Origin of the sequence: Paenibacillus sp. TAB_01, from assembly GCF_043945595.1 — a bacterium.
In the GTDB taxonomy this organism is placed as follows: domain Bacteria; phylum Bacillota; class Bacilli; order Paenibacillales; family NBRC-103111; genus Paenibacillus_S.
Genome location: NZ_JBIFNP010000001.1, coordinates 4,821,763 through 4,847,778 on the forward strand (window position 1 = coordinate 4,821,763; position 26,016 = coordinate 4,847,778).

Consider the following 26,016-nt stretch of genomic DNA (forward strand, 5'->3'; position numbering starts at 1 on the left):
TCTTCATGTCACAACCTCCGGTTTTCATTAAACGCCTGCTATGAAAGGGCGCCTTCCAATCCATGCAATTGCTTCGCGATATCCGTCTCCAAAGATTCCAGTAAATCCTCATCAAGCATCCAGTACAGATAGAACGGATAGAAGGTATCCGTCATTCTATCCGCAAGTTCCTTACGGAATACGGATAGTTCATCCAAGGAGGCACGGGCAGCTTGGATATCTGTCTTCCCTCTGTCTGCCAGTGCTTTCTTCGTCAAGAAGGAGGTACGCACGGCGTGATAGAAGGTTTTTACGAAATATTGATAAAGATCGAGTGTCAGGTCCAATTCATCCATGAAGTACTGGGGAATGCCGAGCGTCTCCGGTGCAAGAATAGCACGCAGCTGCGCAGCTTCATCCACTGCAGCCTGCTTCTCCGCGATAATGGCTTGAATGCTTTCATCCGTCAGGGCAATTCTATCGGAAGCTCCAGGCTCCCATTGTTCCCTGCTGTGATAAGATGTTACAACATAGAAGAAATCCTGCAGGGTCGGTGAAATCTTGCTGCTGTATTGAAAAACATGGCCGCGCGTATACAGCGTTTTTTCAATAACGGACCATGAGGCCTTCATAAATTCCTTCAGCTTCCCGGCCGCTTCGGATGATTCGGGGATTACCGCCGGTCTAGCTATCGATTCAGGGCGCATCGAGGTTTGCAGTCCGCCACGGGACCAGGCCGCGTAGATGGAGTCCAATTCCAGATCCGGATCGTTTGCCAGCATAGCGCCGCCATACAGATTCAGCATGTTCAAGCTATTAAACGTACTCGATTCATTCATTAGCTCCCAGTCCGTTCGGAACCAAACGCCGGTTACGCCTTTTTCCCGGCAATAGCGGATTCTTGATTGCAGATCCTCCACTAAACTGCATGGGAAGACACCTAACCCGCAGTACTGCCCCCATACATCGAATTCCACCCATTGGCGCAAGCCGCCGGTATCGCCGATCTTGACATTATGAGGGAACGTCGGCCAGAAATCGTGAGGAACATTTTTCAGAGCTACGATAATCTCCTTCGATACCGAAGCCGCTGCGCCCACAACGGTGCTCTGCTCGTCAACCGTATACGTGAAGTCTCGTACAACCAAGTCCTTCTTTTTCTCGGAGAGAGGCTTATGCATCGCTTGCAGCAACTGTTTATACCAATCTGCGTTATCGGTTCGTTGGCAGCGTTCGCACCCACAAGGATTCGTAGAAATAGACACCTTGCTCTCCCTCGTGGCCGGGCTCATAATAATGCCTGTAAGATCGGGGAACTCGGTCAGCAGCTCACGGATTTTAATTTCCAAAAATTCAAACCAAAACGGATCAGTCGGACAAACTTTGCCTTCGGCCGTTCGAAGATGTGTGAACAGCTCCAGCAGCTCCTCCGGATACCAAATCTCTTTGACTTCCAAGTAAAAGCCGATTCCCAGGTTCTTCGCTTTCCGGATGACCTCACGCAAATAAAGGCGGCTGGAGACAATCGTCGACCGGCGCAGCGGCCAACGCTTGTACATCATCTCCTGGGTAAAAAAAGCCTTGGGAAACACCAGTTTATCGATAATATCATTTTGATGAAAAATTAGTGCATTAAGGCCGTTCTGCGCCATAAATTCCAGAGCCCGTTCCACGGCTGCGGTGCTCCACATTCTCGAATTATGAATCTCAAGTCCTCTTAATTGAAACCATTCCATAACTAACTACCCCTATCGATTTATTATCCCTTCACACCGTGAACGGCAATACCCTCAACAAAATAACGCTGCAATAAGAAAAAAATAACTAGAATAGGCAGGATGGATACGAGAGACATAGCCATGATCGGGCCGGCCGTCACAGAATCGCTATCCCGGAAGAAGGCGAGTGCCAGTTGCAGCGTATAGTGCTCTTTGCTTTGCAGAAACAATAAAGGGTATAAAAGATCGTTCCAGCCCCACATAAATTGAAAAATCAAATTCGTAACCAGAGCAGGCTGAACAAGCGGCATGATGATTTGAGTAAAAATCCGATATTCCGAGCAGCCGTCAATCCGTGCCGCTTCCATCAGTTCGTCAGGTACGGTTCTTACATACTGCGTCATCAAGAACGTGCCGAACGTAGCACCAAGCCCCGGTAGAATAACAGCAGTATAGGTATCAATCAGTCCGAACAAGTTCATCATCGAATACAACGGGATCATCCGGATCTGGTCCGGGATCATCATTGCAGAAAGAACAAGCAGAAACAGGAAGCCTTTTCCTTTAAAATGGTACTTGCCGAATGCGTAACCTGCCATGGCATTGATGACGACCGTCAGCAGTACACGGGTTGCAGTAACAAAAGAGGAGTTGACAAAATAGTCGAAAAATCCTCCCTTGACCCATCCGTCAATAAAGTTTTGAAAGGTGACATTGTCAGGAATCAGCTTTGGCGTCGCCGTATAAATCTCGCTCTGCTCCTTTAATGACATAGATACCATCCATGCAATCGGAAACAACATTAGGAGTGCGCCCGCTAACAATAATAAAAATACAGCATATCCGGAATAAGTGGATAGCGAAAACGTTTTTTTTCGGATCATGTTTCTTTCTCTCAGTTCGGTGCTCACTTCAGCCACCTCCCGTCACTCCTTTTCACAGAACAATTTATTCATCGCTTTTCAAAAACTTTTGCTGTAGTATGGTGATCGCCAAAATGATTAAAAAAAGAATGACCGATAGGGCGGCTGCGTAGCCTGGTGAAAATTCCTCAAAGCCTTTGATGAAAATATATAATACGAGTACGAAGGAAGCTCTCCCCGGTCCGCCTCCGGTCATGACATAAATTTGTTCAAATACCCGAAACGATGCGGTTACCGACAAAATCACAACCAGCGACGTAATCGGCTTTAGTTGAGGAACGGTTATATAAATGAACTGCTGCCATTTGTTGGCACCATCTATTTTTGCGGCTTCATAATAAGTACCGGAAATCCCTTGCAGTCCGGCAAGGTAAATCATCATGTAATATCCAACTCCGGCCCATATACCGACAAGCGCGAGGCATGGGATCGTCAAGTCCGGATCCAGAATCCAACGAAGCGGCGGCAAGCCGAAGCCGGCGAGAAAATTGTTAAGTATTCCGTAGTTCCCGCTAAAGATCCATCGCCAGATCAAGCCTATGACAGACCACGAAAGTAAATACGGGATCAAATAGGCGGCACGTATTGTATTCTTCAAAGGCATTGAGCGGTTTAAGCCTACGGCTATTACCAAGCTTAATATAATCGTTGGAGGTACAAGCAGCAGCGTGTAATATAGCGTATTTTTCAATGATGTCCAAAAGGATGGGTCATTAGCTACGTTGATATAATTATCAAAGCCGATGAAGGTTGTCGTTTCGAAGGAACCATCAGTGAAGCTTAAGATAAAATTGGCAGCAAGCGGGTAAATGGCGAACAGTAACACAAGTAAAATGTTCGGTAAAACAAATACATAGGGTGCCATACGATTTAATCTTGAATTCATGCAGGACCCCTCCTTCCGGAAAGCTTCTATTTATATAGGGATGGGAAAGCCTTTCGGACCTTCCCGACCCTAAAGACCTTATTTACTTTACTTCTTTTTTAATAATTTCAGCCATCTTATCCGCCGTTTGTTTAGGTGATTGCTGACCGATCACAGCGGATTGCAACTCGCGAAGCAGTTGGTCCTTCGTTTTACCATAGAAATCCTTAAGATATTGGTCTGTCAGCGTTGCATCCAAATATTGACCTTGCTTCGTGAAAATCGGCACCAAATCGGTACGGGCAAACTTGACATCCTTCGCATCGCTGCGAGGAGGGAAGCTGGCTGTGGAATTAGTAAAGATCGAAATAATGGCCGGGCTAACCGAGAAGTCAATGAACTTGGCAGCTCCCTCTACGTTGTTCCCTTTGAAGGCAATAACGTCGTTACCGCCGATAATTGTTGTGTTTCTTACCTTTTGGGGCATGAAGGTTACCGAATATTCGAAGCCCTTCACCTGCTGCTCCAGCGCAGAAATATTCCAAGTGCCTGAGCTGAGCCACATGCCTATTTGACCGGAAACGAAAAGACGAAGCGGGTCGTCGGTACCTTCAATGATCCCCGGTGCTGCAATACCGTCTTTATGAAGCTTGACCGTCCAGTCGATAGCGTCTATGCTGGCCTGGTTGTTGATCGCAGGCTGATTTTTATCGTCAAGCAATGCCCCTCCGCTTTGAAACAAGAACGGCATCCAGCCGTCAAAGCTCGGTTTCTCGAACATCAACCCATAACGTACAGCTTTCTTTTCTTGAAGCAGCTTTGCATTGGCTACGAGCTGGTCCCACGTCCATGGCGCATCGTTGACCCCTGGTGCTTTAATCCCCGCTTTGTCAAACGCTGTTTTATTATAAATAACAGCTCTGATGGAATCGGCAATCGGGGCCCCGACAATCGTATTGTTCGGACGGTCTACGGCTGTACGTGTTTCGTTAAACGTTTTGAAGAAGTCCTTCGGGAGATACGGCGTTAAATCCGCAAGAACACCTGATGCTGCATAGCTGGGAACAATCGCGGTCGGTGCGAACACGACGTCGGGATAGTTTTTAGCCGATACTCGGGTTTGCAGAACCTGATAAAATTGGCTGAGCGGCACTCCCTGCGCATTAACCTCCAGTCCGGGATTTTGCTCCTTATATTTACTAATAATCGTTTCTATGCCTGCTTTGTTATCGTCGTTTGCATATTGATATAAGATAGATAACGGTTTCAGCTTTTGCGATGCGTTTTCCTTCGATTTGCTTTCATTCGCTGCCCCCTGCTGAGCAGCTTTGCCAGAGCTACAGCCTGCAAAAACAGAAGCAGAAAGAGCTAGTGCACACACTAAACCAAGACCTCGACTCCATTTCTTCATCATGACCCACATCCTTTTTTTAATGTATCCTCACTTCCTGTATCCATCATACTTCGTAGCCGGAAATCGTCATACTGAACCCGCACCTATCTTTTGTCATGAAAATGTAATCGTTATCCATGACATTTGTCATGGGTGACCATGACGAAGCGTCAGATTGCCAGCTATAAGAACTGCGTTCATCCTCATTGAAAGCCGTCAGCAGAGTCATGTTATCCGGCAGCGCCCAAGCCCTTCCGCAGGAAAAAAAATAAGCTGATGCGGCTCATCAGCGTTTATGAATCCTTAATTCGGCTGTTTCTTTATTTGCCAGTACGGCCAATCTAGCTCTAAATCAGTTTGACTTTGATCATGCATCATATCTATTACATCACTCTCCAAATGCGGGTATGAATAGGATCGGACTAAAGAGCAAGGCCACGCTGAGACCAATACGCTTTTGTGCCGATCCTTTTTTCACAACCCAGATGATACCTGCCTTGGCTTCCTGATTCGTCATATCCGATGTCTCCATCCTCTATGATTCTAAAATGGCAAGTCTAGCGCGTAACCAGTGAGTATGGAGAGCAAGAAATCATGGTTCCGAGGGATTGTCAGGGCGAGTTTGAACCGCTCGTTGTTAAGAAGCATCAGTCGAACGTAACGGGTATCGAAGATCAATTTATTGCCTTGTACACCAAGGAAGTCAGCACGAAGGACATCCAGGATCATCTCGAAAATGTGTTCGGGATCGAAGTCTTACCATGCTCAGTTTCAACGTAACGAATAGGATCGTTCCAATCATCAAAGAATGGCAAAACCGCAATACGTAACTCGACCTGCTATGTCTCTTACAAACTTTTTCTCCACTCGGGGAGAAGTCTTTTAAACGAGTAAAGCTATACGATAAGAGAGCCCTTTCGGACTCTCTTGCTTCTTCAATCCAGCGAAACCCATCTTTTCTCTTTATTACTTGTTAAAATCGCTTCTACTAGCATCATGATTCTGTGTCCATCGTCTAGCGTTGCAAATGTGCTGGAATAGCTCCGATTCGAAATTTTCATATAGAAATCATAAAATAAATTTTTCAACCCATCAGGCCATCCCTCTTGATGTCCGCCCGGATAATGTGCTAAAGATGCAGATTCCGGCAGAAGCAAATCGGGATCCTTCGACAGTTCTCCGTTTGCTTCTCCCCGTTTCCCGATCCAAAGGCGATTGGGCTGCTCCTGATCCCACGCTAACGACGATTGGTCCGTGGCGATTTCGAAATGCAGTCGGTTCTTTCTTCCCGCAGCTACCTGCGATACCGTGAATACGCCTTGTGCCCCATCCTGAAAGTGAATTAATACGCTTCCGTAATCTTCGGTTGTAACCGGGACGTTCTCTCGCTCCGCATCTTCATTACTTATGAAAGTTGCAGTCTGCATCTTAGGCTTCTTTCGGACAGGATGAACCGTCTTCAAATCGGCAAAAACGCTTACGATTTTCTTACCGAGCACATACTGCACTGTGTCGCACCAATGGGAGCCGATGTCTGCCATCGCACGGGATGGACCGTTCTTCTCTGGATCCAGTCTCCAGCTATAATCGGTTTCATACAGCAGCCAATCCTGCAAATAGCCTCCGTAGACCAGATTGATTCTTCCCTGCTTGCCTTCTCGAAGCATTTCCTTTATTTGAGACACCATCGGATAATGCCTGTAGTTGAAGCAAACTCCGCTGATCACATCCGACTGCTTAGCCAATTCAGCCAGCTCTGCCGACTCACGGCTGTCAATGGCGAGCGGCTTCTCCGACAATAAATGCTTGCCCGACAAAAGCACCTTGCGGTTGATGTCGAAATGCAGAGAGTTAGGCGTACAATTATGAACCGCCTGGATGTTCGGATCTTGCAGAAGGTCCTCAACCGTATCGTAAGCCGTCGGGATATTCATTTTCGCAGCAAATTGCTTGCTTTTGTCCGGGGAGCTTGCGCAGATTCCCCTGACCTCGACGAACGGAATGCGTCTTAGAGCTTCCATGTGCGCAAGCGCAGAGAACCCAGTTCCGGCTATGGCCACTTTGATCATTTCCATTATCATGCACCTACTATGGATTTAATATGCTCAATCGATTGCATAGTATAAGCGTCGAGCAAATCGCCCGACTCGTTCTGCCGCGCAGTCAAATAAGGATTTGAAACCGGCGGCATAAATTCCATCGTAATCGCCCCTTGGTAACCGATCTCCTTGAGCGTGCGAAATACGTCGGCAAAATCTGTTTGGCCGAGCCCCGCCGCTTCCCGCGTATTGTCGGCGATATGAACGTGGGCCAAATAAGGGGCAATGTCGCGAAGAGCGGCACTGTGGCTGCGCTCCTCTATGTTCATATGAAACAAATCGGCCATGATTCGCACACGGCCGTTCCCAACTTCTTCGGCAAGCTTTTTAGCGAGAGTCAATTTGTTAACCAAGTACGTCTCAAACCTGTTTAAAGCCTCAATCGCCAGATCAATGCCTTTTGTTTCAGCGTACGCTCCCGCTTCCTTCAAGCTGGCTACCGCCAGCTCCCACTCCTCCCCGGAAGTCGTATCGGCGCAGCTTTTCCCTACGGGGGTAGGAACGACAATAACGACAGAAGCGCCTAGCTGCTCCGCCATATCGACGCAATCCCTCACATATTGGACGGCGTTACACCGTACTTCTTGATTCGGGCTGGCAAGGTCGCGCTCCTCTGTATAAATGCCACAGATCGAGGTACATGCCAGCTCGTACTTGTTTAACAGCAATTGAACGGAAGCCAAATCCATTTGATATGGCTCGCCCGCCAATTCCACACCATCGTAACCGAACCTTTTAAGCCGTTGCAGGCTCTTTTCCAGTTCTTCATTCCCATAGATCCATTGAGTCGCACTATATTTATACATTCCGTTCTCCTCCTACTATAAAGTAATGTTTTCTCCTGGTTTCTCACGAATTCTCAATATTTCAACTTTGACAGCTTGAGCGATAATAGTGGAGAATGCGGCCTGTGCAACTGATTGAAGTCAGAGCGTAGGCGGGAATAGAGCTTAGGATATCAGATTCCAAAACTGTGGATTATTCGGTATGATCGCACAGTTGGATATCCACATTCACCCTCGAGGTTTACCCTCCCATGTCACGCTGGGTCTATGCCCTCACATTCCTTCGTTCTACCTCTCAAGGGGTGGATGCCGATTCTTGCTCCTTTACGGGGTCGTTGCCCTTATGGAATATTGTTCGTCGGCTTCTCCGGTGCTTCCGTTGTCATAGTTGTTCACTTGTGAATAATGCGAGATTCCAGGTATTTGCTTTCTTGCTCTAAGCAGCCTCTTGCTGTATCTGGTAGCTCCTAACGGGACCCATAACGTCAATTGCGTTGTACTCTCTTTGCTTTGTCCCCAGCGTGTGCAGAACTCGAATGAGTTTGCCACACAAGGCGATGAGGGACTGCTTTTTCTTGAGTGGATTTTGGCTTCGCGTTGTATAGTGCTTGTGAAGCGACTTAAAAGCCTCATTCTTAGCCACCATTGGCATCACCGCGCGGTACAAGAGCGCTCGCAGGCGTGATCGTCCTCGCTTGCTAATTCCCGTCTTGCCCTTGCGTTTACCCGAGCTGTTCTCTTTGAGGTTTAGCCCGGCGAGTCGAATAATTTGTTGACCGTGATCGTAGTTGTTTAGATCCCCAACCTCAGCTAGAAATCCAGCCACGGTAATCGCTCCAACTCCCGGTACGGTCAGCATTTGTATTACTCCAGGAATGTTCTCCAGGATCCGCATGACTTGCCCCATAATGGATTCCAGTTGATCGTTAAACAGGTCGAACTGCCCGAGCAGCGTATGAAGTTCCATTCGAGCCGCGACGGCGCCTTCTACCAGTCCGATAGACGCAACAGCGACAGCGTATAGCTTTTCTGCACGCTTGATCCCCACGCCACGCTTCACGTCCGTCTTCCAGTGAGCCAGGACGTCTCTGGCCCCCTTGGCGACGATGTCTGCCGGCAACGGAAATGCCCTCATCGTCATGAGCGAAGCTTTGCCGTCCCAATCCTTAAAGACACCGATGTACTCCGGAAAAAACCTGTCAAACCAGTTGCCGATGCGACCTTTCACTTGCGTCAAGCTGGCCGACACCTTCTCCCGCAGGTTCATCAGGATTCGTAAATCTGCGTATTCTTTTGTAGGCAATTTCGGCTCCGAGTACTTCCCGTTCCGAATGAGATCCGCAATGACTTTGGCATCTTTATAGTCGCTTTTCGTCTGCGAGTTGTCCTCAAGTTCTTTCGTCTTGCTGACATGATGCGGATTGACGACAACGACCTGAATGCCTTGTTCCTGCAGAAATGCTGCGAGCGGGAACCAATAGTGTCCGGTTGGCTCAATTCCAAACACAATATCAGTCTTGCCATGTGTTTGTCCGAGCTCCTTCATCCACGTCGCCAGTTTTGTCAACCCTCCCTGATCGTTGTGGAACACGCAATCCTTGCCCAGTTCAATTCCACGAAAATCTACTGCACGCGCTACATGAATCTTCTTGGCAATGTCCGCACCGACAACCAGCGTCGAATCGGTAATTCGTGTAATCCGTTGATTCTGTTTCTGTTTTAGCTTATGCTTCATAGTAGGTGCCTCTTTTCGTATGTGGGTTTTGTTCTTTTGGTCGAGAACAACGATTCCCAGTATACAAGAGGCGCTTTTTTCGTTCAAAGCTCAAATTACTTCATTACAGGAATGGCTCCTTCTTAACCTTTAACCGCACCCATCGTAAGTCCGCGGACCATCTTGCGCTGCAAAGCAATCGTGAACACTGCGATCGGAATAATGATCATCGTTCCCGCCGCTGCAATTTGTCCCCACAGTACGCTGACTGGAGTCGCATACTCGTTAAGCCCCACAGGCGCTGTTCGGACGTGCGGCCCGGACAAAATGTTGGCGAACAAAAACTCGTTCCAGGCAAAAATAAACGAAAGCAGTCCGGCGGATACAAGCCCCGGCCCGACGATAGGTAAAATTACACGGAAGAACGCGCTAAAGCGATTGCAGCCGTCGACCAGCGCAGATTCCTCGATCTCCCCTGGCACATCCTTAAAGAAGCCGTACAGCAGCCAAGTCGCCAACGGAAGATTCATAAAGGAATACATCAGAACCAATGCCGTATAAGTGTCCAGCATATTTAGCTTCGAGAAGACGATATAAATCGGCAAAATCGAAACAATCGGCGGAACGATCCGCAGCGTCAAGATCCATGTCAGCACATTTTTAGCACCTGCCAGCTTATATCTGGCAAACGGGTACGCGATGCCGCTCCCTAGAATGACCGCGATCACCGTAGACAATACAGACACATACAAGCTATTGAACAAATATTTCAGGAAGTTTTTTTCCAGCAGAACGGTTTTGTAATTGTCCCACGTAACGGCAAATGTCCATTTCGGGACGCTTGTGAACGCATCCGTCTGGTTTTTCAAAGAAGTTACAATCATCCAAAAGATTGGAAATACAAAGACGAGCATCGAGATGATGATGATGGCGTAGAGCAAGAGAAGCGTCGCTTTGTTGTCGGAGTTCCTCATGATTTCCCCTCCATCTCGAAAACATCCATTTTTTTCATCATGTAAGTAAGCAGGCTGACTACAACAATCAGCATGATGACGCAAATCGCGGCGCCGTAACCGAAATCTAGAAACTTGAAGCCTTTATCGTAAACAATCCAGCTTAGTGTCGAAGTCACGTTAATAGGTCCGCCTTTAGTCATCATGTAGATGGTGTCATAAATGCGAAACGAGTCGATCGTTCTCAGCAGAACAGCAATTGAGATAATGCGGGAAAGCTGCGGAATCGTAACATAACGGAATGCCTGCCATGCGGTGGCTCCGTCTATATTGGCCGCCTCATACGGCTCGTCAGGAATACCCTTCAATCCGGCGAGCAATATAATCATCATAAACGGGGTCCATTGCCATATATCGGTTACAATCAAAGCAGGCAAAGCCATATGAGGATCGGACAGCCAAGCGGTTCTCGACAACCCAAGCATTTCCGCAAAATAATTGAGCACTCCGTACTGATCGTTCATCATAAAGCGGAACATTAAGCCGACTACGGTCGGCGCCATTGCGATCGGCAGCAGAATCAGTGATTGAAACCACTTCTGCCCTAGGCTAATCCGGTTGACGATGACGGCTAATGCCAGTCCGATCAGGAATTCCAGGACGACCGTGCTGGCGACGAAGATCGCTGTCACCTTGAGAGCGTTCCAGAAATTATGGTCTTGAAACAAATTGATGTAGTTCTTGAATCCGACTAAGGGATTGTTGATGCCCACGGGACTGTACTTCTGGAAGCTAATCTTCACCAGAAACAGAAACGGATAAATCGAAAACAGGGCAAGCAGCAATATCCCCGGCACCATAACCAGGTATGGCCCGCTTCTATTCAGCTTCAGATTATTCATGTTCAACTCTCCCGTTTAAAAATGGAAGGGGGGAGCCCCCCTCCCTCAACACTTTTTTATTTCAACATTTTGTTAACCGCCTCGTCCGCTTTCTTGAGCGCTTCTTCTACCGTAATCTGCTTCAGCTGGGCTGCGCTTAAATATTCGGAAACGGTGCTCTCCCATTTCTCTTCTTGCGGAAAGAACGGACGGGCTTTTGCCGTTTTCATCGCTCCTTGCAATGCGGTATAGCGGCGGAACTTCTTCACGTCAGTGCCTTCGATTTTCATATCGATCAGGGACGGATCGGCATACGATTCCGTGCGTACCGGGTCGCCGGCGCCCATCTTCGCTTGAGTTACGTCGTTTTGTTTATTTTCGAGCCATGCCATAAACTTGAAGGCCTCTTCCGGATGCTTGGACGTCTTCGGAATAACATCCGCCCAGCCGGCCAGGTGCGGCACGGATTGCTTCATTTCCGGCACCTGCACGAAGTCCCACTTCCCTACGGTTTTGGACTTCTTCGGATCATCCACTTCGAATGCCGACCAGGACCAGTGAATGGCCATCGCCAGTTTTCCTTGTGCCGCATCGGATGCTACCTCTGCGAAGGTATAATCGTTCACTCCCGGAGGCGAGTATTTCAGTAAGTCCACCCATGTTTTCGTAGCCTCCACAGCTTCAGGCGTAGACAAGGAGGAGGTCATCTTGTCCCAATTGATGACGTCAGCGCCGTTGGAATACATGAACGTGAGCCATGTATGCACGTTACCGAAGCCTTTGCTGCCTTGCGCCGCCCAGCCGTACAGCTTCTGGCCGTTTACGGTTTTGCCGTTGAAGAATTGCGCGGCTTCTTGAAACTGTTTCATGGTCTTAGGCGGTGCCAGGTCGTAGCCGAATTGGGCTTTGAATTCCTTCTTCATCGTCTCATCGTTGAACAAGTCCGAACGATACCAGAGCACATGAGGGTGAATCGTTTGCGGCAATCCGTAGATCGTGCCGCCATTGCCGAAGGAGCCGTTTTTGCCGTTCCATTGGGTCAGCGCAAGCGCTCTCGGCAAATATTTGGATGTATCCATATTATTTTTCTTGATGAAGTCGTCCAGTGGATACAAGCTTTCCGTAGAAGCGAACTCAGGAATCCAGTTATAATCGACGTTGAACAAATCGTAGTTCGCTTGTCCGGCAATGGATAACGCTAATTTCTGATAAATGACGTCTCGTCCGACAAGCTCGACATTCACTTTAACGCCTGTCTCTTTCTCGTATTGCTTGGCGAGCTCCTGAGTCGCTTCACCCCATGTCGCTCCCAGCATAACGGCGTTTAAAGTGACTTGCTCGCCGCTTTTGCCCGCATCGGCATTTGGTAAATTTGCAGCATTTTTATCGGCGGAATTCGTGGAGCAAGCACTAAGAAGAAGTGCGGTGCCGAGTATGGTAAGAAGCGGTTTCTTTGTCCATTTCATTGGAATGGAACCCCCTACGGTTAGTTTTAGTTGTCCGTGCAGTCTACCATAATTTTGATGATATCTTTGTTATGAATCGCTTCTTGCAGGCCGTCAACAATATTGGTCAGTGGAATCGTTTTGCTGATAATTTCGGTCGGCTTGAAGCGTTTGCTGGAAATCAATTGAATCGCTCTCACCCATGTATCGTAAGTGCCCGCATAGGAACCGACGATCGTCAGCTCTTTGCTGTAAATTTCGAACGGCTTCACTTCCATCGTCGCATGAGCCGGAGCGGCTCCGTACGTAACGAGCGTGCCGCCTCTTCTTACCATTTGGAACGCCTGCTGGTAGGTCGGTATCGCGCCCACCGCTTCAATCACATAGTCGGCGCCTCTTCCTTCGGTCAGGTCGCGCACCGCTTGAACAGGATCCTGCGCCGAAGCATCGATGACATAGTCCACGCCGAGACTGCGCGCCTTCTCGATCCGCGCCGCATTCATTTCGCTCATGATGACGGTGCTTGCGCCGTTCATTTTGGCGAGCTGCGCATGAACCAGACCCATCGGACCTGCACCAATAATCGCTACTGTACTGCCCATCGTAATATTGGCTCGCTCCTGGCCGCGAATGACACAGGCGAGCGGTTCGATATAGGCGGCCTCTTCCCAGGTCATATCCGCCGGGAGCTTGTAAATATTGGATTCAGGCACCTTCACATATTGCGCGAACGCCCCGTTGATATGAACGCCGATTTGCGTGATCTGTTCGCAAAACAGCTTTTGTCCCATTCTACAGTAGAAGCATTTGCCGCAGCTGATATTGATATCCGCCGTTACCTTGTCGCCAATCCCGACAGTTGTGACAGCAGAGCCGATTTGGACGACTTCCCCGGAAAATTCGTGTCCTTGAATGAGCGGAGTCGGCACCGGGAAATGTCCACGGTAAATGTGCGGATCCGTACCGCAGATGCCGCATCGCTGCACGGCAATGAGAACTTCATGCTCGGAAATGTCTGGAACGGCTACTTCTTCGATTCTCATATCTTCAGGCTTGTGCAGTACTGCTGCAAACATTGTATTCATCTGTGATTTCCTCCTTAAGCAATCGAAGCGAATAGCGCTTTCAGGTAATCGATCGATTCCTTCGTATATTCGTCGTAATACTCTTCGCAGCGCACGCCGCTGAATGGATCAGCAAACGGAGGCAGCAGTTCCATTGAGATGTAGCCTTCATATTGAATATCAACCAGCACTTGGGCGATCGACTTGAAATCGATATGCCCTTTGCCCGGCGCCGCGCGATTACTGTCGGCAAAATGCACGTAATACAGCTTGCTTCCGACGCTGCGGAACGCTTCGACGATATCGATTTCCTCAATGTTCATATGATAGGTATCGCCCATGACACCGACGTTCGGCAAATTGATTTCGTTAACAAGCTCAAACGATTGTTCTACCCGGTTGATCAAATATGTCTCATAGCGGTTCCACGGCTCGACTGTAAGCCGAATGCCATGGGCTCCTGCGTACAGACCGGCTTCCTTGATCCCTTCCGCCGCCCATCGCAGCTCGGTATCCCGATCCGCCTCTGCGTGGATTTTCATATTCGCGGTCGGCGTGACGGAGATGCCTTTAGCACCGATCGTTTTGGCAAAGTCAACACATTGCTTGAGGTATCGAACCGCATTTCGCCGAACCTCAGGCTTACTGGAAACCAAATCGCGCTCAGTCGTATAAATCGCGCAGATGGAGGACGCTTCCAACTGATGTTGCTCGAGCAGGCTGCGGATGTACTGTGCGTCCATCGTTTCCGGCTCCCCTACAAACTCCGCGGCATCGTACCCGAATCCGGCGATTCTTTTGATCCCCTGCTTGATATGCTCACCGGCGTAAACCAGCGTATTGTAAGAAAATTTGATGTCGTTACTCATAGCATGAAGACCTCCTCTTTTTTGATGACTTGCTGTTCATGCTTCAATCATACAGACAGAACGTTTTCTATTAAACATGGTGAAATTAATGTTTCACCATGGTTTTTTAGTGAATGCTTCGTCAAAAAAGAGAAGAGACTGTCTTAAAAGTAGGAATCAAGAATCGAGAGAGACGCCAAATTCGCAAGTGCAGTACATTCTTAAAGCAATAAAGGAGCTAGACAACCTGTATCTGTCTCGCTCTTTTATTTTTGGCGTCTACCGACGCTTTCTTCAGCAGATTATGAGCGAACGGAAGCTACCCGACCTCCAGGCTAACTTTGGATAGGCCCCGAAGCAGGAATCGTTTGAGTCCTCAGTTGTTCTTGATGTTCCAAATACAGGCACCGGTTCGATCATACGTCAAACGGCTAGCGCGTAACCGTCTTCGCTGCGGAGTTTTTCACGCGCTTGATTTTTAAGACGCAAGTAGTTCATACTCACTTTCACTTCACGATTGCCTTGTGTTTTTGTGCATTGTGGTTTTAACAGGCAGCCTTCACAACTTGAACTCCGGTAATGACGGTACTCGATTTCTTATCTACTTTCTGTTGTTTCCTTGCTTGCTCTCAGGAAATGAGGGTTTGTCCCGCCGCACACGTCCACGCATCTGCTTCGGCATCATACATCCAGTTGTCGATCTCGCTCATATCTGCGTGCCATGCTTTGCTTTTTTCCCGGTGATAAGTGCTGTACTTGACGATGGCCTTGATTTTATTTTCTTCTAACCTTTTCGAGGTGGGGAATGAGGCAGCGTGCATCTGTAGGCCGCTGATGAACATTGTAGCCAAGGATGAATTGATTTTCAGTACCCATTTGCACATTGTAACCCGGCTTGAGCTGGCCGTTTCGCATGTGGTCTTCCTTCATACGCATAAATGTAGCATCTTTGTCGGTTTTACTGTAACTGTTCCTATTTCCTAAAATATCTTCCTGTGATTCGTATTTTTGAAGACGAGGGAGCAGATCTTTTCGGAGGGTACGCGCGGCTTTCTTCAACGGCTTATCTTTCGGTTTTTCCTGCAGTCTTTCTAGTTTCTTGACCGCAAGCTCCAACTTTTCACTGGTGATCTCTGAGGCCCCGCCTAGCTTTGAAGGTCCTGACCATCGTGTGCCAGGTCTTCTTGTTTTTCAGGTTCTTTAATAGTGGCAAACAGCGCTTGTACCTTTTCCTGAAGTTTGGTCTTATGCTTCTGGGTGGCCTTTCCCCAGACAAACGTATACCGGCTGGCATTGCCTTCAATCTTGGTTCCGTTAACAAAGTAGTGTCCAAGCTGTACAGAGCTCTTGTCGGCGAGCCATTGAAGAACCGCGGTAAATACAGTCTCCAGGACCGCTTTCATACGTTCGGAACAAAACCGATTCAGGGTACGGAAGTCTGGACGCTACCTGCCGGCGATCCACATAAATATGATGTTCTCACGAACCGCTTTGGCGATCTGACGGGAGGAGTAAATTCGCTGGGTGTAGGCATAGCGTAATGCGCATGCTGACAAACTTGAATTTTTCCATGCTGTCATCCTAATACTCGAAAGATCTCTTTTCCAGCCACTCTTTCACACTTCTCGCAACAGGTTTCGAGGCTTCTTCCAGCTTCGCATTTGTACTATACGGCAATTTCATGCGAAACCAAGAATCAAAATTTCTAGACAGACCTTTAATGTCACCATTGCGAAATAGTTCCCAATCCCCTTAGGTATGGATTTCATGGACTTCTTAATCAATACTTTAACATTCACGGTCTGATTCCGACTGGTAATCTCTTTCAATACTTCGGTTTTCGCACTTCTTGGCTCCACGATTTCAATCCGAACACTTGCATATCTTTACGCTTGTTGCTTTTCTCCCACGGTTCCGGGTTTCGCACGATTCCCTCGCCTTTGGGTCAAGGCTGACCGATGACACTGTGTCGGGTCACTTGCCATTGCGGCTTTTTGCAAGCTTTCTAGCTACTATACCTTCTCTGACCGCTCACTATCCATAAACTTGACTTATCCTCGCGGACTAGATTGGGGTTTACCATATCTTTCACGGGAACGCTGAGCCCTCCTTGGGTCACGTCATCGACCTTTCCTCAAAGCCAGCCCTCCTAAATTCCGAGACCAACCGTGGTATTGGACTTTCCCACTTTTAGCAGGGTGTCCGGTCTCATAAGCCACCATGGGCACACCATTGACATGCCGCCTGTTCCGGGTTTTGCCTTCCAATCCTCCGCACCATTCCTAACGAACAGGGCCCGATTGGTCAGCTATGCACTTCCGCCACCCTTGCGGGGTGCTAGAGACTTTCACTTTTAAGTCGATGCGCTGTCAAGCGCACGAAAGAAAAACCGCTCATGAAAGAACGGTTGACTGTATAGGATGCCGCACCACAACCCGAAACCCGGAGCCCGGGGCGGATTCGATCTTGATCCCGTAGTCCTTGCCGAAATGCAGCTGCAAGCGCTTATGAACATTGCTTAACCCGATGCCGTGAGAGTCGTCGTTATCCAGGATCTGATCCACATCCGTCGCGGCAATCTCCTGCAGGCCGAGGCCGTTATCCTCCACTATAAAAATCAGATCGTTATCCTTACGCTTGACCGTTATCCGGATTTTCCCTTTGCCTTCCGGCAATTTGCTGACCCCATGTTTGACGGCATTTTCAACCAATGGCTGCAGCATAAGCTTGATGACCTTTAGCTTCATGATTTCGGGCCCGACTTGAACAAAAATCTGAAAAGGTCGGTTGCTTCTGAGCAATTCAATGTCCAAATAATTGCGGGCGTGCGCGACCTCCCTTTCGACGGTCGTCCATTCATCCCCGTTGTTCAAGCTGAAACGAAGCAAATTCGCCAGCTTGGTTACCATCGTCGAAATCGTCGTCTCCTTGACCTTCTCCGCCCTCCATTTGATCGCATCCAGCGTATTGTAGAAAAAATGCGGATTGATTTGGTGATTCAACGTTTGAAGCTCCAGCTGCCTCTTCTCCGACTCCATCTCTTTCGTTGTACTGAGCAAGTCCGCCATCCCGGATATCATTTGGTTATAGCCGCGGATTAACTGTCCGACTTCATCCTCTCTTTGTTTCGCCAAGCGAAATGGATAAAGAAGGCCAATTCTCACCGAGGACATATGCTGAACGATATGTTTAATCGGATTCGTAAAGCTTCGTAAAATCAAAGTCAAAAAACCAGCGATAAGGAGCAGACTTCCTGCCACGATCCATACCGTAAACTTCTTGATTTCATCGATGCTTCCGAATAAATCTTTTTGCGGAACGGCCGCAATCAACTTCCAGCCCGCCTCACTAAGCTGTATTTCGGCTTTATACCAGTCCTTCTGGGGAATGTAGATCTCATTGTAAAAGCTTGCCGTCGGATGAGAAATAATATGATTCTGATCATCCGTAAGCAGAAACATATAGTTTTGGAAGGAAGATGGCGAAGCCAGCACTTCACGGATCAGCGAATCGGGAATTTGCAGAGCTAATATGCCTAGCGGTTTGAGGTTATTCGCAAAGATCGCTCTGACGTAAATAAAAATGGGCTTATTTAAATTATCGTCCCAGATATGGACCCAAATCCCGTTGCGATGCAACTGATAGGCCCGACCGAAAATTTCGGAGTCTGGCCCTATTTTACTTAATTTGATGAGGTTTCGATAGTTCGGATATTGATCGAAATTTCTAGGGAACACATACATTTCGTAAGAACCCCTGAGTTGGATAACCACATCTACCATCTGGTTAATAAACTGAATCTCCTGCTCATACGTTTTCGGAGGTTCTTGACCTAACAGATTTTGCAGCTCACGGGAAGCGATGATTTTATCCGCTTCGTTCTCCACGTTTTTCATAAAAAAATTAACCTGCCGTGCGTTGAGCTGAAGATTGTCCTGCAGCAGCTGGGACGTAACGGAAGCAAGCTGAGTACCGGATTTATTATAGGAAAGAAGTCCGAGCAGACCAACTGGGATAAATACGGAAAGCGACATCAGAACAAAAATCTTATTAAACAAGTTATTCTTGATGGGAAACAGTTTGAATTTCATTTGCCGTACCGATACTCCTTTGGCGTTTGTCCCGTTCTTTTTTTGAATAGATTGCCGAAATGCTGCAAATCATGATAGCCGACGGATTCGACGATCTCGTATATTTTCATACTGGTCTCCCTTAATAACGTTTTTGTTTTTTCCATTCTTCTTTCCGTCAGGTGGTCCAAATACGTTTGTCCGGTTTCCTTCTTGATCAATTGACTGAGCCAAACGGGATGCAAAGATAGTTCGTCAGCAATTCCTTGAAGTGTCAAATCTTCCATGTAACGCGCTTCAATCATTTGCAGCGCTCTTTCCACGAATGCGTTGGATTTGGACGGAGACAAGTCATTACTGAGCTCAATCAGATATCGGGTGAGAACCTGCTCGCTTTCCTCCAGTGTTTTGCATTCGTCAAGGACATCCCATACCTTCATAGGGATTTCCTCCAATTCCTTCGACGTCGCTTCGCTCAAATTTAATTGTACCTGCGAAATAAAATTCAGAATGCTGCGAACCACGCCTCCTTTACTTACCGAATCTTCAGAGAGCATCGCGTAGCGAAGGAAGGTGTGCACACCCTTTTGGATTTTTTCTTCATCTCTTTCTAACACCAGAGCGGACATAAAGGATGGAAATGCGGTGTCATTGGAAATATGAAGGTTATGTTTTCCTTGATAGAAGTATTCAGGGCTTTCTGAAAGAGAGCTTAATCGGAATGCTTTTAACGCCTCGTCATAAGCCGCGTGAATGTCTTCAAAGGCCGTTTTTCTGGAGCTTATCCCCACTGCTAACTCTAATTTCTGATATCGCTTTAATGCACCTGCAATATTGCGGGAGAACTCGGAAATGTCCTCTTCTCCGGTCAGTATGACCCATCTATTCTGCGGATCTTTGAACAAGCAGGACGAGGGATATGACGTTAGCAGTTCATGGACGACATTGCCGATCGCGAAAGTTTGCAGTGAAAACCTGCTTCCGATCGGTTTCCCTTCAGGATATCCTTTTATATCCATTACAAGCAACGAAAAACTGCTATTGGCTAACCACTCGATCCCCCATAATTTCAGTCGTTGATATAAATGCTCTTCCAATGGAGTGCTCCTCAAACAAAAATCAGTTAGATACTCATCGCGCATAGAGCGGTTTCCGATTTCAGCAAACGTCTTCTGAGCATTCGCTTCATTCTTGCTGAGGCTGCTTTCCCGGATCGAGATAAGCACTTTTTGAATTTTTTCAATAAATTCCTCGGTGCTGAACGGCTTTAATAAATAGTCGGCAGCTCCGACTCGGATGCTTCTTCTGGCATACTCGAAATCATTGTATCCGCTGATCACAATGATTTTGGGGTTATAATCAGGTCCTGTGACCTGCTCGACCAAATCCAAGCCTGTGCCGTCGGGAAGCATGATATCGGTTACAATAAGCTCCGGACGCTCATCTTGGATGAGCTGAAGGGCTTGTCCGGCACAATTAGAAATGAGCAATGCAAATTCCATCTCGATAGTTCTAATCGCATTAGACATACCTGTCAGCGATTCGGGTTCGTCTTCTATAAGAATTAATTTCATGAATTCACCTCAAGGAAACAAGTTTATCTAATACATTTCATAATACCATGATTGGAACGGATAAAATCAATACTTTATGCTCTATTGTATTCAAACGTACCTTTCAAACCAGAAATATTGTCTTCAACAAGTTCTAGCTCGTACCCTAGAGCAAGCTGCTTATCGTAATCTTTCCTTACCGTTTCAACTTAACAAAACTCCTGATGCGGCTTCATCAGCTCCTTTCTGCCTGCCTCCGGGCCGAAGCGGCCAGCGACTGCTTCCCGCTCCCGCTCATCCATATGTCGAGATTACGGTAAATTTTCGATTTCTCGATCTTCAGCTGGACTTTATCTATGGGATCGTCGGCCTCGCTGCCAAGGATATCGATCAATGTGGTCTCATTGCCCTCCATATCCGTTCCGATCGGATCATGGAGCGAAACATCCTTGCGGGTTTTCTTTGGCGAACGCAGGTGCATAAGGATTTCATTCTCGATACACCTAGCGGCAGCTTTGATCTTGTCGGTTGACAAGAACTTGAGTCGCAGGTGGCTGCATTAAGGTTAATGCTCTAGAATCCTTTCGACTCTCGAGGTATCTTTTTGACCAGACCTTGCATTCAGTTGTGAAATACACTTTTCTTTGTTTAGAGCCTTTCCCGTGCACAATTGCGGAGCAGTTCTCCCAGTTGATATCTTCAACATCCAACCTGTGCACCTCACCTACGCGACAACCAGTGCAATATAAGAACTCCAGGAGTGCGTGCTCACTTGTGGAATCATAGGTTATCTTGAGATTAATCACATCTTCCGTATGCTATGGCCCAAACTGCTTGGCTTTAACCGTTTCGATTGCTTTGCAAAATATCCTTTTAGCAAGTCGAATGTTACTTTTCCGATATTTAGGTTGCCAATCTCGCGAGTCAGCACCTTAAGCTAAAGGGAATATGCCTTTAAAGTATGTGAACTAAAACCCAGAATGCGTTTATCGGCCTCATACAATGTCCAAAGATTAGTCATTTTCATAAAACAAAACCCCTCCCACAGGCTAATTACTATTAGCTTCACTATGTTTGGGAGGGGTAAAACCACATTTGGAAATAATTTGTTGCGCTAGGGTTACCCGATAGCTGAACAGGCAGCCTCCAAATTCTTAATAACTATAAAGTCATAAAGCACATTTTCTATGCAAATAGAGTCAATATTTTAAAGCGAAATATTACTAAAAGGTAGGAGCAGGTGGTTCGTCTATTTTCATACGGAGTAAACTATAAGGCTTCTGCCGCAGGTCATTTCCATAATGAAATCTTGCCTGCCGATGTAATTGGTTCACGATGAAATATAAGTATTGATCTGGACCAATAGAAAAAGTATCCGGCCATAAAATCCTCGGATCATGTGCGATGGTTTCCATTATTCCATTCGGCAATATCTTTCGAATACTATTGTTTTCATAGTCTCCAGCGTAAACGTTTCCTTTTGCATCGGTGATCATTCCATCTGAAGCACCTTTTTCTCCCCAATACTTCACGTAATACTGTAAATTTATATCCGGTATCGTTCGGTCTCTCAGGGCTTCCGTTGAAATCGAGTACAGATGACGACTGGAGAGAGGACAATAATACAACATCTTGCCGTCAGGGGAAATCGCTATACCATCGGATGCCAATCTAAAGGGTGAAGTAGATCCGTCTTGGTTTCGATTCATCAGGATTTTACCTTCAACTTTCGGTAAGAAAAAGCGATCGGGTGAAGTTGAATTTGCCCCGTTTAACCGTCTCCAGGCATAACCGGTTTCTAAATCAACGACAATAATGGCTCCTGGTCATCGGGAAGACGAATCCGTTATATAAGCATAACCTGCTTTACCAACACGAAAATCAAATCGGACATCATTCAGATAAGTGGTTGGCAGGACAACATCCTCCGTAAATGTATATACACTTCTTATGGTATTTGAATTTAAATCTACAGCAACTAACTTCGCCCCCCCTTTGATGGGTTCCGAGAAATTAGGAGCTCCTGTATCCAGTACCCAAAGCGTACCATTTCCATCAGCAACGACACTTTGGACACTAATGAAGGACGTTGTGATATTCGATGGGCTTACCACATTAGCGTCTAAACTAGGATAAGGGTGTAATGTATCGTGAACGATTTCAGCCACCGTAAATTTAACGTCGTCTCCCCATTTCGGAAAGCAAATGAAAATACGCCCGGTTTCAGAAACAGTAACGCCTGTAGGCATGGCTCCGTAAAATAAAAAAAACGCCTCAAACTTACCAAAATACTTTTCACTCGGTAACATCACTTGTATAAAATCCTCCTCAACAGGTTCGAACTGCTATCACCTATTTATATGACTGAATGTGGTTCAATTGCCTGGATAATATAAAATTATTTTACGGGAACCCCGCAAGTTCGTATCTATGACGGACAACGAGTAAACGGTGTTGTATTTTTTGCCTAAGTATCACCGCCCACGAAAGTATGAATAAAAAGCGTGTCAGGCTGTGGTATGGACGGTAGAAATGCTGCTCGTTCACTTTGATTTGGCGGCCTACCCGTTGCGTGAATTTCCCAAAGCTTCACATTTGAATATCACGTTCAAATTGGTCTGGACGCCTGTTGCGAACAGTCTTTATTATATCTACAGACCTCGTTCGAATAAGTTGACGAAGTGTTTTTACTTTGCCGCCTGGAATTGACGGGTTGCTGGCCGTAAATATCGACTTGGTGGATTATGTACATTTTCACTGGAGTTTGATGGCGATCGTGTTATCGATTATATTCCTATCCGTACACGGCCTAGCGAGCTGGCTCTTTAGAAACCGCAAAGTTTTCAGGAAGGAGGCGAGCGATGAGTTTGCTGCTGCAATACAGCATTATCGTTTCAGTGTGGATCCTTTCATTGTTATTGATTCTCATTATCCCGCGGCAAAAACGTCGATTGGCGATGGTCGCTTTTTTGTTCAAACAGTATATTACGTGTATTTTCGGTCATGCCGTGGTCGAACTCCAACTTCTCGCCTATCCCGTAAGGGAGCTTGCCGACGTTAGCCGGACGAGCTTCACCTACGAATATATGGCCTATCCGATGACATGCGCGGTGTTTAACGCGTATTACCCGAGCCATAGGAGTGGCTGGATTCAATTCGGCTATTACGTGTTATTCACCACTGTACAGACGATAGTTGAGGTGCTGCTTGTACAATATACCGATCTGATTCGGTATGTTCGTTGGAACTGGCTATGCCCCGAAGAAGTCACCCAACTTACGCTGGCCGCGCTCCTGTTGCCGCCGCGCGTGGCGCTGAAGAACGTCGGCATTTTAACGACCAACCCGTATAATAGGAAGCAATGAGGGAGGCCCTTTAGAGGGCTCCCTTTCGCTTATCATGACTTGCTGCGCTAGTCCGCCAAATCAAGCGCGTTCGCCGAGAATCTCTGCCACTACCAAAACTACCGTTTTATTGTTGGTCCGGCAGACGTAATGCGTTTGCCGAAGTTTGGGCTTGGTCTAAAAATTCCTCTGCTTGGGTCAAATGCTGCCGGGCCGTCTCCAAAGCTTGTGAATTTGTTGCTGCATTAGATTCACTTATCGAGCTTATCGCCTGATTTAAAGCCGTTTGCGCCTCAGAAACCGCGTTAGATGCATGCTGCTCCAAAGTATTGCCGCTCGAGTGAAGTGTACCTTCTGCCGGTTTTCTTGCATTTTCGGTGGCTAGATCAATTTTATTTTCATTGGGCAAGATGAGTCCTCCTTCCTTAGAGCAATGATCAATAGCTTAAACAGAAATAAGTATGCGGTTGAGATTTTGTTTATATTCTTACGACTGCATGGGAATTTTGGACCCCCAGATTTCGGCAATCCATTTTGGTATAGTATCCAATACGTAGGAAAGTCTAACTTTGAAAGAAAGGAGTGATAATTACTCAATGAATACGCCAACGCTAGCACCGCACGAATCGATGGAACTGCATGAAGCGTTAAACTTCAAAACACTCTGCCTCGCTAAGTCAAAACTTATGCAAGGCTTGGTCTTTGACCAGGAGCTGAAAGCGTTAATGCAGAAGGACGTCATTCTATCCACGCAACAGATCGCCGAGCTTCAGGCCATCTACGCAAGAGCTCCATTCCAAGCGCCTGTTCCGAATAGCCCGACACCTATCACACATTAAAGGGGAGCGCCAATGAACACCGATTATTTAGACCCGATTAATTCGTTAAATATGCCGGAGATGGCAGATATGACATTTGCAATGGACTTCCTTATTCGTGCCAAGGAGGCTGTGCGAAATTTGTCCATCGCCCTGACGGAAACGGCTTCTCCCGATGTAAGAGCGCTGCTGCGCAATCATCTTATGCAGGGGATTGCACTGCACCAAGAAATCACGGAGCTTATGATTCGCAAAAAATGGTTCCATCCTTATGAGCTGAACGAACAGTACCAACTCGACCAGCTTTCAGCGAAAAATACGGTGATGATCGGGCAGATGAATTTGTTCCCGGATGATACGTCGCGTAAAGGGATGTTTGATCGGACCCCAGATGAACATATTGGAGGACATAAAGCATGAAGGCAGTAACGTATCAAGGGATTAAAAATGTCGTGGTCAAAGAGGTGCCGGATCCAAAGATTGAGAAACCGGACGATATGATCGTAAAGATCACCAGTACCGCCATTTGTGGTTCTGACCTTCACCTTATTCATGGGATGATCCCTAACCTTCAGGAGAATTATGTCATCGGGCATGAGCCGATGGGGATCGTAGAAGAAGTAGGCCCCGGCGTGACAAATGTAAAGAAAGGCGACCGTGTGATCATCCCGTTCAACATCGCATGCGGAGAATGCTTTTTTTGCAAAAATCAACTGGAAAGCCAATGCGACAATTCAAACGAACATGGGGATATGGGCGCATATTTCGGCTACACCGGAACGACCGGTGGTTACCCTGGCGGGCAAGCCGAGTATTTACGAGTTCCGTTTGCTAATTTCACCCACTTCAAGATTCCTGAAAACTGCGAGCAACCGGACGAAAAGCTAAGCTTGATCGCCGATGCCATGACGACGGCATTCTGGAGCGTAGATAACGCTGGCGTCAAAAATGGAGATACGGTCATCGTGCTCGGCTGCGGTCCGGTCGGACTTCTGGCCCAGAAATTCTGCTGGCTGAAGGGAGCAAAGCGAGTCATTGCCGTTGACTATGTCGATTACCGCTTACAGCATGCGAAGCGAACGAACAATGTGGAAATCGTAAACTTCGAACAGGATAAGAACATTGGCAACAATCTCAAGGAAATGACCAAAGGCGGCGCCGATGTCGTGATTGATGCGGTAGGAATGGACGGCAAGATGAGCGATCTCGAATTTCTAGCCAGCGGTTTGAAACTGCAAGGCGGCACGATGAGCGCATTTATCATTGCATCTCAGGCTGTCCGCAAAGGCGGCACCATCCAAGTCACTGGGGTATACGGCGGACGCTATAACGGATTCCCGCTCGGCGACATCATGCAGCGCAACGTGAATATCCGATCCGGACAAGCTCCGGTCATTCATTATATGCCGTATATGTACGAATTGGTTACGTCGGGGAAAGTAGACCCTGGAGACATTGTTACTCACGTCATCCCGCTCAGCGAGGCCACGCGCGGCTATGAAGTGTTCGATACGAAAACGGACAATTGCATCAAAGTCATCTTAAAGCCATGAATATGGGTAAA

22 protein-coding genes and 4 pseudogenes are annotated in these 26,016 nt (G+C 47.2%); 6 read left to right on the forward strand and 20 right to left on the reverse strand.

The annotated features are described in order from the left end of the window. Positions 1-38 precede the first annotated feature (38 nt). From ACHHV8_RS23350 to ACHHV8_RS23370, 5 genes are all read right to left on the reverse strand, one after another. Complete coding sequence (locus ACHHV8_RS23350; RefSeq protein ID WP_395161843.1) at positions 39-1,715, reverse strand: hypothetical protein; 1,677 nt, start codon at positions 1,713-1,715, stop codon at positions 39-41. 23 nt (positions 1,716-1,738) lie between these two features. Then, positions 1,739-2,470 carry a carbohydrate ABC transporter permease gene (locus ACHHV8_RS23355; RefSeq protein ID WP_395161844.1) on the reverse strand — a complete coding sequence of 244 codons (732 nt, stop codon included), beginning with the start codon at positions 2,468-2,470 and terminating at the stop codon, positions 1,739-1,741. Between the two features lie 175 nt (positions 2,471-2,645). Further along, positions 2,646-3,506: a carbohydrate ABC transporter permease gene (locus ACHHV8_RS23360; RefSeq protein ID WP_395161845.1), complete on the reverse strand. Its 861-nt coding sequence runs from the start codon at positions 3,504-3,506 to the stop codon at positions 2,646-2,648. An 82-nt stretch (positions 3,507-3,588) separates the two neighbouring features. Further along, on the reverse strand, positions 3,589-4,899 hold the full coding sequence (locus ACHHV8_RS23365; RefSeq protein ID WP_395161846.1) for an ABC transporter substrate-binding protein: 1,311 nt from the start codon (positions 4,897-4,899) through the stop codon (positions 3,589-3,591). A 367-nt stretch (positions 4,900-5,266) separates the two neighbouring features. Beyond that, positions 5,267-5,395, reverse strand: coding sequence for a hypothetical protein (locus tag ACHHV8_RS23370; protein ID WP_395161847.1), 129 nt, complete (start codon positions 5,393-5,395; stop codon positions 5,267-5,269). A 47-nt stretch (positions 5,396-5,442) separates the two neighbouring features. On the opposite strand from ACHHV8_RS23370, the pseudogene ACHHV8_RS23375 reads away from it, so the two are divergent. Continuing rightward, positions 5,443-5,699 (forward strand): annotated as a pseudogene (locus ACHHV8_RS23375) (transposase); the annotation flags it as partial. A 114-nt stretch (positions 5,700-5,813) separates the two neighbouring features. Here the strand turns inward: ACHHV8_RS23375 and ACHHV8_RS23380 are convergent. From ACHHV8_RS23380 to ACHHV8_RS23460, 14 genes and pseudogenes are all read right to left on the reverse strand, one after another. Beyond that, complete coding sequence (locus tag ACHHV8_RS23380) at positions 5,814-6,953, reverse strand: Gfo/Idh/MocA family protein (RefSeq protein ID WP_395161848.1); 1,140 nt, start codon at positions 6,951-6,953, stop codon at positions 5,814-5,816. Between the two features lie 2 nt (positions 6,954-6,955). Beyond that, positions 6,956-7,783 (reverse strand): TIM barrel protein, encoded by an 828-nt coding sequence (locus tag ACHHV8_RS23385; RefSeq protein ID WP_395161849.1) that lies wholly within the window; start codon positions 7,781-7,783, stop codon positions 6,956-6,958. Positions 7,784-8,198: 415 nt separating this feature from the next. Beyond that, positions 8,199-9,497, reverse strand: coding sequence for an IS110 family RNA-guided transposase (locus ACHHV8_RS23390; RefSeq protein WP_395158340.1), 1,299 nt, complete (start codon positions 9,495-9,497; stop codon positions 8,199-8,201). Positions 9,498-9,619: 122 nt separating this feature from the next. Then, positions 9,620-10,450, reverse strand: coding sequence for a carbohydrate ABC transporter permease (locus tag ACHHV8_RS23395; RefSeq protein ID WP_395161850.1), 831 nt, complete (start codon positions 10,448-10,450; stop codon positions 9,620-9,622). Continuing rightward, positions 10,447-11,331, reverse strand: coding sequence for a carbohydrate ABC transporter permease (locus tag ACHHV8_RS23400; RefSeq protein ID WP_395161851.1), 885 nt, complete (start codon positions 11,329-11,331; stop codon positions 10,447-10,449). The genes ACHHV8_RS23395 and ACHHV8_RS23400 overlap by 4 nt, the downstream gene beginning before the upstream one ends. A 56-nt stretch (positions 11,332-11,387) precedes the next feature. Beyond that, on the reverse strand, positions 11,388-12,776 hold the full coding sequence (locus ACHHV8_RS23405) for an ABC transporter substrate-binding protein (RefSeq protein WP_395161852.1): 1,389 nt from the start codon (positions 12,774-12,776) through the stop codon (positions 11,388-11,390). 26 nt (positions 12,777-12,802) lie between these two features. Then, complete coding sequence (locus ACHHV8_RS23410; RefSeq protein ID WP_395161853.1) at positions 12,803-13,840, reverse strand: zinc-dependent alcohol dehydrogenase family protein; 1,038 nt, start codon at positions 13,838-13,840, stop codon at positions 12,803-12,805. Between the two features lie 14 nt (positions 13,841-13,854). Beyond that, positions 13,855-14,688 (reverse strand): TIM barrel protein, encoded by an 834-nt coding sequence (locus ACHHV8_RS23415; protein ID WP_395161854.1) that lies wholly within the window; start codon positions 14,686-14,688, stop codon positions 13,855-13,857. Between the two features lie 217 nt (positions 14,689-14,905). Next, positions 14,906-16,202, reverse strand: a pseudogene (locus tag ACHHV8_RS36825) (transposase); the annotation flags it as partial. Between the two features lie 858 nt (positions 16,203-17,060). Beyond that, a complete protein-coding gene (locus ACHHV8_RS23440; protein WP_395161858.1) occupies positions 17,061-18,758 on the reverse strand; it encodes a sensor histidine kinase in 1,698 nt (565 codons plus the stop codon). Next, complete coding sequence (locus ACHHV8_RS23445; protein WP_395161859.1) at positions 18,755-20,311, reverse strand: response regulator; 1,557 nt, start codon at positions 20,309-20,311, stop codon at positions 18,755-18,757. The genes ACHHV8_RS23440 and ACHHV8_RS23445 overlap by 4 nt, the downstream gene beginning before the upstream one ends. A 218-nt stretch (positions 20,312-20,529) precedes the next feature. Continuing rightward, positions 20,530-20,801, reverse strand: a pseudogene (locus ACHHV8_RS23450) (RNA polymerase subunit sigma-70); the annotation flags it as partial. Continuing rightward, the gene (locus tag ACHHV8_RS23455) at positions 20,794-21,096 is read right to left on the reverse strand and encodes a tyrosine-type recombinase/integrase (RefSeq protein ID WP_395161860.1); all 303 of its coding nucleotides are present in this window, start codon (positions 21,094-21,096) and stop codon (positions 20,794-20,796) included. The pseudogene ACHHV8_RS23450 and the gene ACHHV8_RS23455, both read right to left, overlap by 8 nt. A gap of 417 nt (positions 21,097-21,513) precedes the next feature. Then, positions 21,514-22,608: pseudogene (locus ACHHV8_RS23460) on the reverse strand (L-dopachrome tautomerase-related protein). A gap of 214 nt (positions 22,609-22,822) precedes the next feature. Here ACHHV8_RS23460 and ACHHV8_RS23465 point away from each other — a divergent pair. After that, positions 22,823-22,999, forward strand: a complete 177-nt coding sequence (locus ACHHV8_RS23465; RefSeq protein WP_395163603.1) for a CBO0543 family protein — start codon at positions 22,823-22,825, stop codon at positions 22,997-22,999. Positions 23,000-23,151: 152 nt separating this feature from the next. Further along, positions 23,152-23,655: a CBO0543 family protein gene (locus ACHHV8_RS23470; protein ID WP_395161861.1), complete on the forward strand. Its 504-nt coding sequence runs from the start codon at positions 23,152-23,154 to the stop codon at positions 23,653-23,655. A gap of 106 nt (positions 23,656-23,761) precedes the next feature. On the opposite strand, the gene ACHHV8_RS23475 is transcribed toward ACHHV8_RS23470, so the two are convergent. Next, positions 23,762-24,043 (reverse strand): hypothetical protein, encoded by a 282-nt coding sequence (locus tag ACHHV8_RS23475; protein WP_395161862.1) that lies wholly within the window; start codon positions 24,041-24,043, stop codon positions 23,762-23,764. Between the two features lie 187 nt (positions 24,044-24,230). Here ACHHV8_RS23475 and ACHHV8_RS23480 point away from each other — a divergent pair, with 187 nt between their 5' ends. The 3 genes from ACHHV8_RS23480 to ACHHV8_RS23490 are packed head-to-tail and all read left to right on the forward strand — an operon-like array spanning position 24,231 to position 26,005. Further along, positions 24,231-24,473 carry a spore gernimation protein GerQ gene (locus tag ACHHV8_RS23480; RefSeq protein WP_127462735.1) on the forward strand — a complete coding sequence of 81 codons (243 nt, stop codon included), beginning with the start codon at positions 24,231-24,233 and terminating at the stop codon, positions 24,471-24,473. Positions 24,474-24,485: 12 nt separating this feature from the next. After that, positions 24,486-24,872 carry a spore coat protein gene (locus ACHHV8_RS23485; protein WP_395161863.1) on the forward strand — a complete coding sequence of 129 codons (387 nt, stop codon included), beginning with the start codon at positions 24,486-24,488 and terminating at the stop codon, positions 24,870-24,872. Beyond that, complete coding sequence (locus ACHHV8_RS23490; RefSeq protein ID WP_395161864.1) at positions 24,869-26,005, forward strand: zinc-dependent alcohol dehydrogenase; 1,137 nt, start codon at positions 24,869-24,871, stop codon at positions 26,003-26,005. The genes ACHHV8_RS23485 and ACHHV8_RS23490 overlap by 4 nt, the downstream gene beginning before the upstream one ends. The last annotated feature ends 11 nt before the right edge of the window (positions 26,006-26,016 follow it).

Coding starts and splice junctions, on each gene's coding strand:
- ACHHV8_RS23350 (WP_395161843.1), bottom strand. CDS start 1,715: ATGGAATGGTTTCAATTAAGAGGACTTGAGATTCATAATTCGAGAATG.
- ACHHV8_RS23355 (WP_395161844.1), bottom strand. CDS start 2,470: ATGTCATTAAAGGAGCAGAGCGAGATTTATACGGCGACGCCAAAGCTG.
- ACHHV8_RS23360 (WP_395161845.1), bottom strand. CDS start 3,506: ATGAATTCAAGATTAAATCGTATGGCACCCTATGTATTTGTTTTACCG.
- ACHHV8_RS23365 (WP_395161846.1), bottom strand. CDS start 4,899: ATGATGAAGAAATGGAGTCGAGGTCTTGGTTTAGTGTGTGCACTAGCT.
- ACHHV8_RS23370 (WP_395161847.1), bottom strand. CDS start 5,395: ATGACGAATCAGGAAGCCAAGGCAGGTATCATCTGGGTTGTGAAAAAA.
- ACHHV8_RS23380 (WP_395161848.1), bottom strand. CDS start 6,953: ATGGAAATGATCAAAGTGGCCATAGCCGGAACTGGGTTCTCTGCGCTT.
- ACHHV8_RS23385 (WP_395161849.1), bottom strand. CDS start 7,783: ATGTATAAATATAGTGCGACTCAATGGATCTATGGGAATGAAGAACTG.
- ACHHV8_RS23390 (WP_395158340.1), bottom strand. CDS start 9,497: ATGAAGCATAAGCTAAAACAGAAACAGAATCAACGGATTACACGAATT.
- ACHHV8_RS23395 (WP_395161850.1), bottom strand. CDS start 10,450: ATGAGGAACTCCGACAACAAAGCGACGCTTCTCTTGCTCTACGCCATC.
- ACHHV8_RS23400 (WP_395161851.1), bottom strand. CDS start 11,331: ATGAATAATCTGAAGCTGAATAGAAGCGGGCCATACCTGGTTATGGTG.
- ACHHV8_RS23405 (WP_395161852.1), bottom strand. CDS start 12,776: ATGAAATGGACAAAGAAACCGCTTCTTACCATACTCGGCACCGCACTT.
- ACHHV8_RS23410 (WP_395161853.1), bottom strand. CDS start 13,840: ATGAATACAATGTTTGCAGCAGTACTGCACAAGCCTGAAGATATGAGA.
- ACHHV8_RS23415 (WP_395161854.1), bottom strand. CDS start 14,688: ATGAGTAACGACATCAAATTTTCTTACAATACGCTGGTTTACGCCGGT.
- ACHHV8_RS23440 (WP_395161858.1), bottom strand. CDS start 18,758: ATGAAATTCAAACTGTTTCCCATCAAGAATAACTTGTTTAATAAGATT.
- ACHHV8_RS23445 (WP_395161859.1), bottom strand. CDS start 20,311: ATGAAATTAATTCTTATAGAAGACGAACCCGAATCGCTGACAGGTATG.
- ACHHV8_RS23465 (WP_395163603.1), top strand. CDS start 22,823: ATGCTGCTCGTTCACTTTGATTTGGCGGCCTACCCGTTGCGTGAATTT.
- ACHHV8_RS23470 (WP_395161861.1), top strand. CDS start 23,152: ATGAGTTTGCTGCTGCAATACAGCATTATCGTTTCAGTGTGGATCCTT.
- ACHHV8_RS23480 (WP_127462735.1), top strand. CDS start 24,231: ATGAATACGCCAACGCTAGCACCGCACGAATCGATGGAACTGCATGAA.
- ACHHV8_RS23485 (WP_395161863.1), top strand. CDS start 24,486: ATGAACACCGATTATTTAGACCCGATTAATTCGTTAAATATGCCGGAG.
- ACHHV8_RS23490 (WP_395161864.1), top strand. CDS start 24,869: ATGAAGGCAGTAACGTATCAAGGGATTAAAAATGTCGTGGTCAAAGAG.